The sequence below is a fragment of the Parasphingorhabdus sp. JC815 genome (assembly GCF_040717415.1).
Classification (GTDB): Bacteria; Pseudomonadota; Alphaproteobacteria; order Sphingomonadales; family Sphingomonadaceae; genus Parasphingorhabdus.
The window spans coordinates 666,037-679,668 of record NZ_JBFEFM010000001.1 but is presented as its reverse complement, the minus strand read 5'-3'; the positions used below and the strand labels follow the sequence as shown (position 1 = coordinate 679,668).

Genomic DNA, 13,632 nt, shown 5'->3' with positions numbered 1-13,632 from the left:
TGATACTCCAAACTATGGCGCAGAGCGCTTCACAAGCTATATGGGGGCCGCGCAAATGACTTCAAGCATTTTGAAATCACTATAAAGAGCGGCCCAGCGAGTCATCGATGTCATTAGAATGGCAGCTTGAAACCGGCTGGCAATCCCATTCCGCTAGACATTTTGCTCATTTCTTCATTGCTGACAGCATCGGCTTTGTCGCGAGCGTCATTAAATGCAGCTGCGACGAGATCTTCCAAAATGCCTTTTTCTTCGGGCTTTATCAGACTGTCATCAATGCTGATGCCAAGAATACGGCCCTTGGCAGTCGCTCTAACAGATACCAGTCCGCCACCGGATTTCCCCTCGACCTCAATAGTGTCGAGTTTGGACTGGGCTTCCTCCATCTGGGTTTGCACTGTCTGTGCAGCTTCCTGAGCTGCTTTAATCATTTCTTCCATAGATTTCATGCTTGTGAGCTCCTTGCTTCAGGAATGACATTATCTATGTCATTCTCTAATAATTCTGCATCGGGAAAAGCTTCAAATGCAGCTTTTACCAATGGTGTATCCAATATGGCCTGGGTGGCGGCATCACGGTCAAGCTGGACCTGTTCTGCCATGCTGGGCTGCGCTCCACCCTGTCCTTCTTTCATAGTCCAGACGGTGCCGGTTGCATCTTTCAACGCATCGGTAATTTTTTTAAGGTCCGATGCGGCGATAGGCCGAGCAGGTTCATATTCTATCACTGGCGCAGAGAAATTGATAATACGGACGTCCGCTATCAATATGCTTTCCAGCACAGGTGATATTTTCCCGATAATATTAACCACATCCTGAAAATCCTGCGGCAACGCATTTGGCGTGGCATCCTGTAATCTGACAGGCTCGGCTGAGGCTTCAACCGCCGGAGCAGCTACTGCCTCATAAGACTGGGTGGTTGTTGATGCAGGTTCAGTTTTTGACGTAGTTTTTGGCGCCGGTATTGATTGCGGAGAAGCCTCGGCAGCCCCGCGTTGTAACAATGCCGCCAATTCACCCGGATCAGGCATTTCTGCGGCGCAAAGCACTCGCAGCAATGCCATATCACACGCTTCTCTTGGCATATGCGCCTGCTGCACTTCTTCATAGCCTTTGAGAAGAAGTTGCCATAACCGATGGAGAACAGGGTAAGATAATTGCTCGGCCCATGAGCTTAATTGCGCTTTTGCTTCATCGGACAGGCTGGGGTCATTGGCTCGCCCCACTTTGAACAATGTCACTTGATGGCAAAGCGACAATAGTCCGTTCATCAGCGACAATGGTTCAACACCGACACGATATTGTTCGTCAATGGCGTCAAGAAGCGCTTCCGAATTTGCCTCTAACAACACTCCAAACAGGCGGCGCACCGCGCTGCGGTCGGAAAGCCCCAGCATTTCACGAATTTGTGATGCCTTGACGTCACTTTTACCCTTTTCGCCATTGTTGGCTTCATTGACGCTCGCCATATCAGCGTGGGCGATTGCCTGATCGAGAATAGACAGGCCGTCCCGGACCGATCCTTCCGCCGCCTGAGCAATCAGATCAAGGGCTTCCTGTTCGGCGTGAACGCCCTCTTGCTCGACGATATAGCCAAAATGAGCCGATAGCTGCTCCGCCTTGATGCGTTTCAGGTCAAACCGCTGACACCGGGACAGCACCGTGATTGGCACTTTATTGACTTCTGTCGTGGCGAAAATAAATTTCACGTGCGCGGGTGGTTCTTCGAGTGTTTTCAACAGCGCGTTAAACGCATTTTTCGACAACATGTGGACTTCGTCGATAATGTAGATCTTGTAACGGGCAGAAACAGAGGAATAGCGTACGGCTTCGATAATCTCGCGCACATCATCGACGCCAGTGTGGCTTGCCGCATCCATTTCGATAACGTCGATAAAACTGCCCGTGGCAATTGACTGGCATGGCTCACATTTACCGCAAGGATCAATGGTCGGGCCGCCCTGCCCGTCTTCTCCGATGCAATTAAGCGCTTTGGCAATCAAACGGGCAGTCGATGTTTTACCAACCCCGCGCACACCGGTCATCAAAAAAGCATGGGCCAGTCGGTCACGCTTTATCGCATTGCCAAGTGTCTGAACCATGGCATCCTGCCCGATAAGTTCATCAAAGCTGGAAGGCCGGTATTTACGTGCAAGCACGCGATAGGGTTGCGCCGCAACCGGAGCAGGATCAAGAGGCGCTTCCACGCCTCCAGCAGCGAATATGTCAGGTGAATCGGACATGTTTTTTATGTTAAGCCCTCACTGCCCGCTTGTCGAAGCCTAAACATCGGTTGGGCCTAAAAGCCTGTATTATATTGAGTAGGAGACGGGCGACCCGCAGAAAAATCGTTACGGCTGCTTCCTTCCGGATCTGACCGGGTTGGCGAACTCTACGTCCGCCCGACTCCCGCCCTGCATATGGCGATAGTGGGAGCGAAATGCAAGTGGTGGAAATATCGATCACAGCAAATTCAGCCGTCTTATTATGCTCACCAATTTACTGGGCAATAAGACGCATAGCGGCCTTGGCCACGTCTGCAATAGCCGCATCCACCCGCTTGGCCGATGCTTTGGGACGATCTGTATAAACGGCTAATATAACGGGCTTAATTTCAGGATTTGAAGCTGAAGGCCAGATAATAGCAACGTCGTTATATGCGCTTCCGCCCGGTGCCGTGCCGGTTTTGTCACCAACCGGCCAGCCAGCGGGTAAGCCCGACCTGATCCTCGCTCCGCCTGTTACGCTTTCTTTCAACCATTTTTGCAATGTCAGACCATTCTCATCATTCACTGCCCCTTCAATGGCCAGTGATTGCATCAACCTCGCCATCGCAATTGGCGTGCTTGTGTCTCGCGGGTCGCCAAGTGCATTTTCGTTCAGATCCGGTTCCATGCGGTCAAGGCGTGTTACAGCATCGCCCTGTGTACGGACAAAATCGGTAAAGCCCGACGGGCCGCCAATAGCCTCTAGAACAAGGTTCGCTGCCGCATTGTCACTTGTTATGATCGCCGCGCGTGCCAGTTCATACAGTGTAACCGGCTTGCCGTCTTTCAGTCGCTGTTCGACAAATGGCATATAGGGCACAGCATCTTCTTTCTTGAGCGTAAATTGTGCGTGCATATCAACCCTGCCCGCCTCATGTGCGGCGAACAATGCCGATGCGAGTGGCGCCTTGAACGTCGAACACATAGCGAACCGTTCTGTGCCGCGGTGCGAGGTTATCAGGCTGCCCTCCCAATTGACCAGCGCCGCACCAAGCCGCCCGCCTATGCGCTTTTCTATGGATGCAAATTCCGGATTAGTCATGATGCTCGCCTGATTTCGCCCCGCCATCATGCAGCCACTGGCAAGAAGCAAGCTGCTTGAAAGGAGCAAGGTCCGGCGATCCAGCATGATTATAATCCCTGCATATTATGGCTTTCGGACGGGATACGGACTGTCAGCCCATCCAGTGCCGGAGTCAGTATAATCTGGCATGCCAGACGGCTTGTTCGCCGCGCTCCGGCTGCAAGATCAAGCATATCCTCTTCCATCTCTGTCGCTTCGGGCAAATTTTCAAAATCTTTTGCATCGACAATGACATGACAGGTGGAACAAGCCATCTGCCCCTCGCATGTGCCTTCAAGGGGCTGGTCATTTATCTGGGCGATCGTCAGAAGATCATCGCCCTCGGATGCTTTTGCGGTCACAATATGTTTGCCGTCGGCACTGATAAAATTCACTGTGATGTCACTCATGCAAGCTGTACCTCAACCGCTTCGTTAATATATTTTGCTGCTATCTCAATATCTTTCAGGCTGTTGTAACGACCAAATCCCAAACGGATAGAGGCTTTTATCCGGGCTGGTTCAAGACCCAATGCCGCCAGAACATGACTAGGGCTGCCCGATCCGCTGGCGCAGGCTGATCCTGCTGAAAATGCCACGTTACGCACATCCGACATTAACCGTGCGACGTCTAAGCCGTCCCTGCGGATATTCAGATTGCCCGGATAGCGATGCGCGATTGAGCCATTGACTGTCCAGTCCGCAAAACAGCTTCGTGCTTTGTCTGCCAGCGCAGCAATATGCGCGGCATCACTGTCCCAGCGTTTCTTGCAAAGCGCCGCCGCTTGCCCGAAACCGGCACATAAGGCTGGAGATAATGTTCCGGAACGTATGCCCTCCTCTTGCCCGCCGCCATATATGAGCGGTGGCAAATCAATTCCGCCTCGCACCCACAACGCCCCTATTCCCTTGGGGCCATAAATCTTGTGGGCGGAGATTGCGGCGATGTCGATATTGCCCGGTATAGCGATCCGGCCATAGCCCTGCACCACATCGCACAGCATGAGCGCCCCGTTTTGATGCGCCAGTTCGGCAATTTCCTCAACCGGCTGAATGACGCCAATTTCATTATTCACCAGCATAGCCGCGACCAAAGCCGTTTTATCGTCAATCGAAGCGCGCAATTGCTCCAGCGACACTATGCCGTCAGGCCCAACGGCATGTCTTTCAACCATGAATCCACGCTTTGCATAGGACATGGCGGTATCACGAACCGCTGCATGTTCGCTTTCCAGAATGATTATTTTATTGCGTCCCTTGGCCTTCGCGGCATGGACGGCGCCGAAACCCGTATTCAGGGCTTCTGTCGCAGTGCCGGTGAACAGGACCGTTCCGTCTTTTGGCAAAAGCCCGGCAACCTGATCGCGGGCAAGATCAACAATCGCCGCCGCTTTGCGACCCAGGATGTGAGAGCTATGCGGATTACCGAAATTGTCACGCAGCCATGGCACCATGACGTCAAAAACTTCCGGCGCGAGGGGGGTTGTGGCCTGATTATCCAGATAAATGGGGGTATTTGCCATCATATCAAACGCGATTGGCCGAGTGAAAAATAGACTTCCACTGCTCAATAAATGCGCGAATATCCTCACGCGTTGTGTCTCTGCCTATGCTCACGCGGATCACTTCCTTCGCGGTTGTTTCATCAATACCCATAGCGCCCAACACATGGCTCTGCTTTAATGTTCCGGATGAACAAGCACTGCCCGCGGACACCGAGAAACCGGCCATATCAAATTTAATGAGCTGTGCATTGGCGGCTACTCCGGGCATATGATAGCTACCAATGGTCGCTATGCGCGGTGCATCTTCGGCAATGATAGCGCCGCCTTCCGACTTAATAGCATCGTCCAGCAGCGCGCGCAGTTCCGCTGCGTGATCCAGCCAATTGTTCGGCGTTTCCAGCGCTGCAACCATCGCCATGATATAGGGCAGGTTCTGGGTGCCAGAGCGATAGCCCTGCTCCTGACCACCTCGGGGATCAAGCACTTGCAAATCCTTTACCAGCAAAGCCCCGACCCCCGGCGGCCCGCCAAATTTATGCGCGGCGATCACAATCATATCCGCATCCGGCAATGGTATTTTCCCCGCAGACTGCGCGCAATCTGCTAGCAGGACAGCTCCCCTGTCCTGCGTTACATTGGCCAGCATTTCCATATCCTGCATCACACCGGTTTCATTATTCACCGATTGCACCGCGACCAGCATTTGCTCCTCGGTATCTTTGAGCATCTCATCAAGCCGTGTCGCCACGATCAAGCCGTTGGAATCGACCGGAATCACAGTGGCACCTTTAGAGAAACGCAAAACCACATCATGTTCGACCGGGGAAACCAATTGCCGCGACGGTTTCGTATGATTGAGCGCAATTGCAGTAGATTCACTGGCTCCGCTGGTAAAAATAACGTCCCCTTCCCAATTCAAAGCGGTTTTGAAACGCTGTCTTGCATTCTCGAGCAATGTGCCAGCAGCGCGCCCGTCCGCATGTGGCGATGACGGATTTGCCCATTGCTCAAATCCCTCCAGGCAAGCCTGACGGGCAGTGTCCAGAAGCGGCGTGGTCGCAGCATAATCAAGATAGATGCGTTTTTTTTCGAACATAAATGCTGTCAAACCCCTTTACGGTTGCCGGATAGAGTTGCGAATTACCGGATTCTCCCTATATAGGCGCTTCAATCAGCGTAAAAGCTAAACCGCCTTTTGCCGCCATTCATATAGTAATCTTGACCGTGGAGTCGATAAAACCATGCCTGACGTAATTTTTGCCGGACCCGAAGGACGCCTGGAAGGCCGTTTCAGCCCCGGACCACGGGACCGTGCACCAGTAGCTATGATCCTGCATCCCCATCCTCAAGCAGGGGGAACGATGAATGATCGTATCACACAAGCGATGTATAAAACATTTGTCCGCCGCGGATTTGCGACATTACGCTTTAATTTCCGGGGGGTTGGCCGTTCACAGGGCACTTTTGACAATGGCATAGGTGAACTTTCCGACGCAGCTTCCGCTCTGGATTGGGTGCAATCTATTCACCCTGAAGCCCAGACCACATGGATTGCCGGATACAGCTTTGGCGCATGGATCGGTATGCAGCTTTTGATGCGCCGCCCCGAAGTGCGCGGATTTATCTCTGTGTCACCGCCTGCCAATATGTATGACTTTAACTTTTTAGCCCCCTGCCCGTCATCCGGGATTATTATTCAGGGTGTGAATGATGAAGTAGTCACCCCGGCTGCTGTCCAGAAGTTAGTCGACAAGTTGCGGACACAAAAGCATATTACTATCCATCACGATGAAATCCCCCGCGCTAACCATTTTTATGAAAATGAAATGGATTTGCTGATGGGGTCGGTAGACAATTATCTGGATATGCGTCTGGCACCTGATTCACCGATTAAATAGGCTGCTATTCGATTTTATCGGAAAGCCCGCTGTCGCCCTGTGCCGTATCATCCGGCACAGGATCAGCCGTTGGCACAGTCCATATTGCGACATTGATAAACATGACCGCTGATGCTGCCAGCATGAGAGCGCCCTGTTTTTTGTTTCTTCCGCTACGGATCAAATATATGCCGCCTGCCAGTAATCCTGCACCGGCCAGCATCAATACAGACAATATCCAATCAGCCAATAGTTCGCTCCTTTCTTAGAACATTGCATCCATATTATATTGATTTCAAGCAAACATAGTTAAAGGTCCGATAAGGATGATTATCGACAACTTATATCATTGTGCTATGAGTAAAAAAGTCGCAGAACATAAATAGAACACAATGATTGTTACAAATAAGGACCAGAGATGCAAAGAGATCTACCCTTATTGATTTTGGCTGATATCCCAAAGGATTTCTCCCTGACGGACCTGGCCCTATCAGAACAGGCGACTAAAACTATTGAACTGGCTCCGTCACAATATCAAAATCTGGACAAGTTACGGGCGACAGTTAGCGGCATGACGTTTGATTTGATCTGCTATAGCGCGCCGGAAACAGAAACAATTCTTGCTACAAAGGATTTGCAACAGGTTTTTTGCGAACCACCCGTGGAACAAATATCCGGAATCGGCATCAGCCTTTCTGAACATATTACCGTGGGGCGTCAGGATGGGACAGTGAATCGCGCTCTGCTGCATCTTGCAAAGCATATCGGACAAGCGATCAAGGCAAGCAGCATTATCTGGCAACCGGCACAGCTCCATATTGGTTTTGATTATTTTGCCGGAGCGATTGAGCATTATATTTCGGACGGCCCATTTCCCGTTTTGGTGCAAATAGCCATTTCGGAAACTCCCGAAGGAGAGATGGAAACCTGTGGTTTATCCTATTTCGCGGATCAGGAAATTCGGCTTCGCGCACCTGATAACTATGCTGCAAATGAAGTAGCGAAACGGTTAGTACGCATTGCCCATGACATGGCCACAAATGGCCGGATTGAGGAAAAAAGCGTACAGGACGGTTTTATTCCCGGCGAAAAACTGTCCATCATGCCCGGTGAAGATGGTCAATGGGTCGAGATAGCGATCATCAGCAAACCACTGCATGACCTATAGTGAATATTCACTTGCTTTGCTAAGCCATTAACCCCCAGTCCCGAACAAACGGGACTAAGGGTATAATGGTTTATTTACATAGCGTCTTTACGATTGAAACGGCGCTATGCAGGTTTTCTGCTCACGCTGAGCGTTAGCTCATGCCAAGGTAGGAGCGGATTCCCTGACATTCTGATCAACATGCTCAGCAAATTGTTCAAAATTGTCGATGAACAATTTGACCAGTTTTTGCGCTGTTTCATCATAAGCCGTGGCATCCGACCAAGTGGAACGCGGATCAAGAATAGCGCTATCCACTCCGGGAACCGAGACCGGAACTTCAACGCCAAAATTGTCATCAATACGAAACTCGACATTGTTCAGGCTGCCGTCAAGCGCTGCGTTGAGCAACGCGCGAGTTGCTTTAATCGGCATCCGGCTACCTTCACCATATTTGCCGCCGGTCCATCCGGTATTTACCAGCCAGCAACGCACATTGCCTTTAGCAATACGCTCTTTCAGGAGATTACCATATACGGAAGGATGACGCGGCATGAAGGGTGCGCCAAAACAGGTTGAGAAAGTTGCTTCCGGTTCTGTCACACCGATTTCCGTGCCCGCTACCTTAGCTGTGTAACCGGAGAGGAAATGATACATTGCCTGCTCTGGCGTCAACCGGGCAATGGGAGGCAATACACCAAAGGCATCCGCTGTCAGCATGATGATATTCTTGGGCACTGGCCCCATATTTTCTTCGGAACTATTGGGGATAAAATCAATCGGATAGGCACCGCGGGTATTTTCCGCTTTGCTGCCATCGTCAAAATCCAGTTCCCGTGTTTCCGGGTCCATCACAACATTTTCAAGCACGGTACCAAAGCGCCGCGTGGTTGCGAAAATTTCCGGCTCCGCTTCTTCGGACAGGCGGATCATTTTGGCATAACAGCCACCTTCAAAATTGAACACGGCGGTGTCGGACCATCCATGTTCGTCATCACCAATCAAGGTGCGGCTGGCATCAGCGGACAAAGTTGTTTTGCCTGTACCGGACAGACCAAAGAAAATCGCGGTGTCCCCATTGGGCCCGATATTGGCCGAACAATGCATCGGCATGACCGAATCAAGTGGCAACAGATAGTTGAGGAGGCCGAATACCGACTTTTTCATCTCACCGGCATAAGCAGTGCCACCGATCAGGATCAGTTTTTCCGTCAGATTAACCGCAATAACTGTCTCGCTGCGTGTTCCGTGGCGATCGGGGTCGGCTTTGAAACTTGGCAGATCAATAATTGTATATTCCGGCTCGAATGCAGCGAGTTCATCGCCGGTAGGCCGGACCAGCATCGTACGGATAAACAGGTTATGCCACGCCAGTTCATTGATTACGCGAACATTCACGCGGTGCTCGGGCTGAGAACCACCGAAAAGATCCTGAACAAACAGATCATCTTTTTCAGCAACAGCTTTAAGAAAATCCTCTTTCAGGGCAGCAAAATGCTCCGGTGTCATGCTAACGTTTGTCTGTCCCCACCAGACGCTGTTTTCTGTCTCATCATCACGGACAATGAATTTATCCTTGGCAGAGCGGCCCGTATGCTTTCCTGTTTCAACGACAAGTGGGCCGTCCTTGGCCAAATGCCCTTCGCCGCGCGATACAGCCGCTTCAACCAATGCGGGAGTACCAAGGTTCCAGTGCTGTTTTGCCGCTGTGGCAAAGCCCTGATCTTTTAATGTTACGGACGAAACTTGTGGCACGATTATTCCCCTAAGGCTGGAATTAGGACTGGATGATTACCGGATTCGGCAGGTTGATGCAGCGCTTATCCTACCATAAGGCGTTGGTCAAATCACCAGATCGGGATGTCATAAATCTATCTGGAATTGCCATCTATAGAATCCTGATACTCTATGGCAAAACAGCTGCTTGATAACTTGTCTCCTTGTGCAACAGCTGCGATTCATTTAATCTGCGAGATTCAACAAACATTCCGATAAGCTCGATAAGTTTTTGAATTTAACCAATGATAACGGCCTGAGTCACAGGCAAGAAACAGGATGAACATATTCGATGGCTGCAAATATTGCTCTTGTTGATGATGATCGGAATATATTAACATCTGTATCCATCGCGATGCAGGCCGAAGGCTATGTGACACGGGTTTATTCCGATAGTGAAACAGCTTTACAAGCAATCCTCGACAATCCACCCGATCTGGGGATTTTCGATATTAAAATGCCCAAAATGGACGGACTCGAGCTTTTGCGCCGGGTACGGGAGAAGAGCAATCTGCCCGTTATTTTCCTGACGTCAAAAGACGAAGAGCTGGATGAGGCGCTTGGCCTCGCGATGGGTGCGGATGATTATATCAAAAAACCGTTTTCACAGCGTTTGTTGATTGCTCGAGTCAAGTCCATTCTCCGTCGTGCCGAACTGGTTAAGCTATCGGATGAAGAAGCCGATACCGAAGGACTTGAGCCACTGGTGCGCGGTGCACTGGAGATGGATCCGGCACGGCATTTGGTAAAGTGGAAGGGCGACAATGTAACGCTGACCGTTACCGAATTTATGATATTGGAAACGCTCGCCAATCGTCCCGGAGTGGTTAAAAGCCGCAACCAGTTAATGGATGCCGCCTATCAGGACGATGTATATGTCGATGACCGCACCATAGACAGCCATATAAAGCGTCTGCGCCGTAAATTCCGCGAAGTGGATCCGGAGTTTGATGCCATTGATACGCTATATGGAGCCGGATATCGCTATCAGGAATAAGCCTGTAAGAAATGGCTCTGCCCTAGAAAAGCCTGATGGGGACAAACCTTTGGCCAGCATCAGTGATTCTGATCTGTCCCTGCGCTGGTCCGCGCGATTGTCGCTGACGACCCGGATATTGGTAGTCAATATTCTGGCAATCGCTTTGCTCGCGGGTAGTTTATTCTATCTCGATAATTACCGCGATGAGCTGACCGGGGAACGGTTGCATCAGGCCCATTTGCAAACCCAGATTATCAGTGACGCCTTGAGCCGGCAAACGCCCGCTAACCGCAAGGATTTACTGATTGATTTCGCCGGATATCTCGAAGGCCGTTTGCGGCTTTATGATGCTGATGGAACTAAGATTGCCGATAGTTTTGCACTGGCAAAACCCACCTATGATTTCCGCGATCCCGAAGCGGAGCCCTGGCAAAAAGATGTCGCCCGGATGCTCGACAAATCTATTGATTTTCTGGTGCTTAGCGAACCGATCAGCGATTATGAGGAGCCAGAGGAAGATATTGCCCGATTTTGGCCGGAAATAAGATTATTGTCGAAAAACCCTGAGCCAAATAGTGCAGTGCGCTATGCTCCCGATCGCACACCGGTCATCATTGCCGCTGCGCCGGTGCCAAACAGCGGCCACACATTATTGCTCACCAGTAACGCACGGGATATCACCCGGATCGTAAGAGCGGAACGCGCCAACGTCGTTTTTGTCATTTTCCTTACTGCCATAGTCTCGATATTATTATCGCTGTTTCTTGCTCGCACCATTGTCCGTCCAATCCGCAAATTGGCACGCGCAGCCATTCGTGTGCGTTTAGGCCGGGCACCGGAAATCACCGTGCCGCGGATGCCCGACAGACGCGATGAAATCGGCCAGCTTGCCCGCGCTCTGGCGGACATGAGCGCCGCATTGCGCTATCGCATAGATGCGACCGAAGCATTTGCCGCAGATGTCAGCCATGAAATCAAAAACCCGCTTGCTTCTCTGCGATCCGCTTTGGAAAGTCTGGAACGGGTTGATGATCCTGACTTGCGAAAACAGCTATTGGACGTTGCCAGTGATGATGTGCGGCGCATTGACAGGTTGATTAACGATATTTCCGAAGCATCCCGGGTCGATGCCGAACTCGCGCGTACTAAATTTGAACAGGTTGATATCGGCAAGATGATGGACCAGTTGCTTGCCGCTCGCGAGCAACGCGACACAAACGAAAGCGCTAAAATCGCCTTTGCACGTCCGGGCCGCGGTGTAGCCATGGTTATGGGGGATGATGACCGTCTGGAACGGGTGTTTAGCAATATTCTGGATAATGCGGTGTCTTTTTCACCACCAGACGGGCTGATCGAAATTCTTGCGACTCCGGACGCCGAAGAGGTCGTGGTTCAAATTGCCGATCGCGGACCGGGTATTTTGCCTGAGCATCGGCAGAATATTTTCAAACGCTTCCATTCCGACAGACCGGCAGGTGAAGCGTTCGGAAAACATAGCGGCCTTGGACTGGCAATCGCCAAAACCATTATCGAGGGCCATGACGGAACGATAAACGTAATTGATCGTCCCGATGGCAAGCAAGGCGCATGTTTTGAAATCCGCCTGCCCAAAGCCGAAATATGATAAGCTGACTTGGGATGGAAAAAGAAACACGCCATGCAAGCGGAGTCGCGATTAACGGAGCCGGCATATTGATAACCGGCCCGTCAGGGTCCGGAAAATCCGACCTTGCCTTACGGCTCATCGACAGGGGCGCCACCCTGATTAGTGATGACTATGTTGAACTTTCCCGCGATGATGACCACCTGTGTATGGAAGCACCTGTTAGTATCGCAGGAAAGATAGAGGTGCGTTCACTTGGTATTTTTAACTGCGAGCATGTTTCAAATATTCCCTTGAGATTGCAAGTAAAGTTAAAAGCAAAAACAGAGCGCTATCCGATGGATAGCCGGACAGAGACAATCATGAAAATGAGTATTCCGACAATAAGCCTTAACCCTGTTGAGGCCAGTGCGCCGATTAAGGTGGAAATGGTTTTGGACCGGCTTTTACAATTATCTGCGACACAGATGCCGAAGGATAGATCATTATGAGCAAAAAACATGTTCTGTTGGTTACCGGCCTGTCCGGTGCAGGCAAAACCACGGCGCTTAAAACGCTGGAGGATATTGGCTGGGAAACCGTAGATAATTTTCCGATCCGGTTGGTCGAGGGTTTGTTAAATACACCGCCGTCCAGCTCGCGAAGCGATGGCGACCCGCCGCTCGCGCTTGGTTTTGATAGCCGTACCCGCGGCTTTGATCATGATAATCTGATCAAAAGTATCAAAAAATTACAGGAAAATGAAAATTATCACATTTCGACACTTTATCTCGATTGTGCAGGAAGCGAACTGGAACGCCGCTATGACGAGACGCGGCGACGCCACCCCCTCGCCCTAGATCGTCCGGCCAAGCAAGGCATTGCCGCAGAGCGCAACCAGTTTGAATCGATCCGCCGCTGGGCAGATCATCTCATTGATACAAGCAGCCTGTCCGCCAACGACTTGCAGAAACGGATCAGGGAAGAATTCAGCATCAATTATGGTGACATCACGACTGTCACGATAACCAGTTTCGGTTTTTCTCGCGGCGTGCCCAATAATATTGATCTGCTTTTTGATGTGCGCTTTCTGTCTAATCCATTCTGGGATTCCGGCTTGAAACATATGACCGGACAGGATGCGCCGGTCGCAGAATATATTTCCAAAGATCCGGCCTATGACGAAGCATTGGAAAAATTTGAAGATATGCTGAAATTCTTGCTTCCCCGCTATATCAAAACGGGAAAAGCCTATGTCAACATAGGTATAGGATGCACCGGCGGACGTCACAGATCGGTACATATTGCCGAAGAGCTTAGCAAAAGGTTGCATGAGGCGGGGTTTTCGCCCACTGTCCTCCATCGCAATCTGGCGTCGCGCCCCATGGAAGCATTAGAAGCCATGCATGACTTGAACGGTAGAAATAAGGGTATTTAA

Annotated in this window: 14 protein-coding genes and 1 other RNA gene; 6 read left to right on the top strand and 9 right to left on the bottom strand. The window is 50.8% G+C overall.

Translation table 11 applies throughout. The features are described 5' to 3' along the window. Positions 1-113 precede the first annotated feature (113 nt). From AB1K62_RS03235 to AB1K62_RS03205, 7 genes are all read right to left on the bottom strand, one after another. Complete coding sequence (locus AB1K62_RS03235) at positions 114-449, bottom strand: YbaB/EbfC family nucleoid-associated protein (RefSeq protein WP_367001196.1); 336 nt, start codon at positions 447-449, stop codon at positions 114-116. After that, the gene (locus AB1K62_RS03230; protein WP_367001195.1) at positions 446-2,242 is read right to left on the bottom strand and encodes a DNA polymerase III subunit gamma/tau; all 1,797 of its coding nucleotides are present in this window, start codon (positions 2,240-2,242) and stop codon (positions 446-448) included. The genes AB1K62_RS03235 and AB1K62_RS03230 overlap by 4 nt, the downstream gene beginning before the upstream one ends. Positions 2,243-2,317: 75 nt before the next feature. Then, positions 2,318-2,412, bottom strand: an RNA gene (gene ffs / locus AB1K62_RS03225) — signal recognition particle sRNA small type. A gap of 86 nt (positions 2,413-2,498) precedes the next feature. Beyond that, entirely contained in the window at positions 2,499-3,395 is an 897-nt protein-coding gene (gene bla, locus AB1K62_RS03220; protein ID WP_367001194.1) for a class A beta-lactamase, read from the bottom strand. Positions 3,396-3,397: 2 nt separating this feature from the next. Continuing rightward, positions 3,398-3,739 carry a 2Fe-2S iron-sulfur cluster-binding protein gene (locus AB1K62_RS03215; protein ID WP_367001193.1) on the bottom strand — a complete coding sequence of 114 codons (342 nt, stop codon included), beginning with the start codon at positions 3,737-3,739 and terminating at the stop codon, positions 3,398-3,400. Continuing rightward, positions 3,736-4,854: a cysteine desulfurase family protein gene (locus AB1K62_RS03210; protein WP_367001191.1), complete on the bottom strand. Its 1,119-nt coding sequence runs from the start codon at positions 4,852-4,854 to the stop codon at positions 3,736-3,738. Before AB1K62_RS03210 ends, AB1K62_RS03215 begins: the two co-directional genes overlap by 4 nt. Position 4,855: 1 nt before the next feature. After that, complete coding sequence (locus AB1K62_RS03205) at positions 4,856-5,929, bottom strand: cysteine desulfurase family protein (RefSeq protein ID WP_367001189.1); 1,074 nt, start codon at positions 5,927-5,929, stop codon at positions 4,856-4,858. Positions 5,930-6,074: 145 nt separating this feature from the next. Here AB1K62_RS03205 and AB1K62_RS03200 point away from each other — a divergent pair, with 145 nt between their 5' ends. Further along, complete coding sequence (locus AB1K62_RS03200) at positions 6,075-6,731, top strand: alpha/beta hydrolase (RefSeq protein ID WP_367001187.1); 657 nt, start codon at positions 6,075-6,077, stop codon at positions 6,729-6,731. A gap of 4 nt (positions 6,732-6,735) precedes the next feature. On the opposite strand, the gene AB1K62_RS03195 is transcribed toward AB1K62_RS03200, so the two are convergent. Continuing rightward, positions 6,736-6,960, bottom strand: coding sequence for a hypothetical protein (locus AB1K62_RS03195; protein WP_367001186.1), 225 nt, complete (start codon positions 6,958-6,960; stop codon positions 6,736-6,738). Positions 6,961-7,128: 168 nt separating this feature from the next. Between AB1K62_RS03195 and AB1K62_RS03190 the strand changes: the two genes are divergently transcribed. Next, positions 7,129-7,878, top strand: coding sequence for a hypothetical protein (locus AB1K62_RS03190; RefSeq protein ID WP_367001184.1), 750 nt, complete (start codon positions 7,129-7,131; stop codon positions 7,876-7,878). 138 nt (positions 7,879-8,016) lie between these two features. On the opposite strand, the gene AB1K62_RS03185 is transcribed toward AB1K62_RS03190, so the two are convergent. Beyond that, complete coding sequence (locus AB1K62_RS03185) at positions 8,017-9,612, bottom strand: phosphoenolpyruvate carboxykinase (protein ID WP_367001182.1); 1,596 nt, start codon at positions 9,610-9,612, stop codon at positions 8,017-8,019. A 313-nt stretch (positions 9,613-9,925) separates the two neighbouring features. Here AB1K62_RS03185 and AB1K62_RS03180 point away from each other — a divergent pair, with 313 nt between their 5' ends. Genes AB1K62_RS03180 through rapZ form a run of 4 tightly spaced genes read left to right on the top strand, consistent with a single transcriptional unit; the run spans position 9,926 to position 13,632 of the window. Continuing rightward, positions 9,926-10,630 carry a response regulator transcription factor gene (locus AB1K62_RS03180; RefSeq protein ID WP_367001181.1) on the top strand — a complete coding sequence of 235 codons (705 nt, stop codon included), beginning with the start codon at positions 9,926-9,928 and terminating at the stop codon, positions 10,628-10,630. Next, positions 10,584-12,236, top strand: coding sequence for an ATP-binding protein (locus tag AB1K62_RS03175; RefSeq protein ID WP_367001180.1), 1,653 nt, complete (start codon positions 10,584-10,586; stop codon positions 12,234-12,236). The genes AB1K62_RS03180 and AB1K62_RS03175 overlap by 47 nt, the downstream gene beginning before the upstream one ends. Before the next feature lie 14 nt (positions 12,237-12,250). Then, entirely contained in the window at positions 12,251-12,706 is a 456-nt protein-coding gene (locus tag AB1K62_RS03170) for an HPr kinase/phosphatase C-terminal domain-containing protein (protein WP_367001178.1), read from the top strand. After that, entirely contained in the window at positions 12,703-13,632 is a 930-nt protein-coding gene (rapZ, locus tag AB1K62_RS03165; protein WP_367001176.1) for an RNase adapter RapZ, read from the top strand. Before AB1K62_RS03170 ends, rapZ begins: the two co-directional genes overlap by 4 nt.

Excerpts from the sequence above, each read along its gene's own strand:
- AB1K62_RS03235 (WP_367001196.1), bottom strand. The coding sequence starts at position 449 with ATGAAATCTATGGAAGAAATGATTAAAGCAGCTCAGGAAGCTGCACAG.
- AB1K62_RS03230 (WP_367001195.1), bottom strand. The coding sequence starts at position 2,242 with ATGTCCGATTCACCTGACATATTCGCTGCTGGAGGCGTGGAAGCGCCT.
- bla (WP_367001194.1), bottom strand. The coding sequence starts at position 3,395 with ATGCTGGATCGCCGGACCTTGCTCCTTTCAAGCAGCTTGCTTCTTGCC.
- AB1K62_RS03215 (WP_367001193.1), bottom strand. The coding sequence starts at position 3,739 with ATGAGTGACATCACAGTGAATTTTATCAGTGCCGACGGCAAACATATT.
- AB1K62_RS03210 (WP_367001191.1), bottom strand. The coding sequence starts at position 4,854 with ATGATGGCAAATACCCCCATTTATCTGGATAATCAGGCCACAACCCCC.
- AB1K62_RS03205 (WP_367001189.1), bottom strand. The coding sequence starts at position 5,929 with ATGTTCGAAAAAAAACGCATCTATCTTGATTATGCTGCGACCACGCCG.
- AB1K62_RS03200 (WP_367001187.1), top strand. The coding sequence starts at position 6,075 with ATGCCTGACGTAATTTTTGCCGGACCCGAAGGACGCCTGGAAGGCCGT.
- AB1K62_RS03190 (WP_367001184.1), top strand. The coding sequence starts at position 7,129 with ATGCAAAGAGATCTACCCTTATTGATTTTGGCTGATATCCCAAAGGAT.
- AB1K62_RS03180 (WP_367001181.1), top strand. The coding sequence starts at position 9,926 with ATGGCTGCAAATATTGCTCTTGTTGATGATGATCGGAATATATTAACA.
- AB1K62_RS03175 (WP_367001180.1), top strand. The coding sequence starts at position 10,584 with ATGCCATTGATACGCTATATGGAGCCGGATATCGCTATCAGGAATAAG.
- AB1K62_RS03170 (WP_367001178.1), top strand. The coding sequence starts at position 12,251 with ATGGAAAAAGAAACACGCCATGCAAGCGGAGTCGCGATTAACGGAGCC.
- rapZ (WP_367001176.1), top strand. The coding sequence starts at position 12,703 with ATGAGCAAAAAACATGTTCTGTTGGTTACCGGCCTGTCCGGTGCAGGC.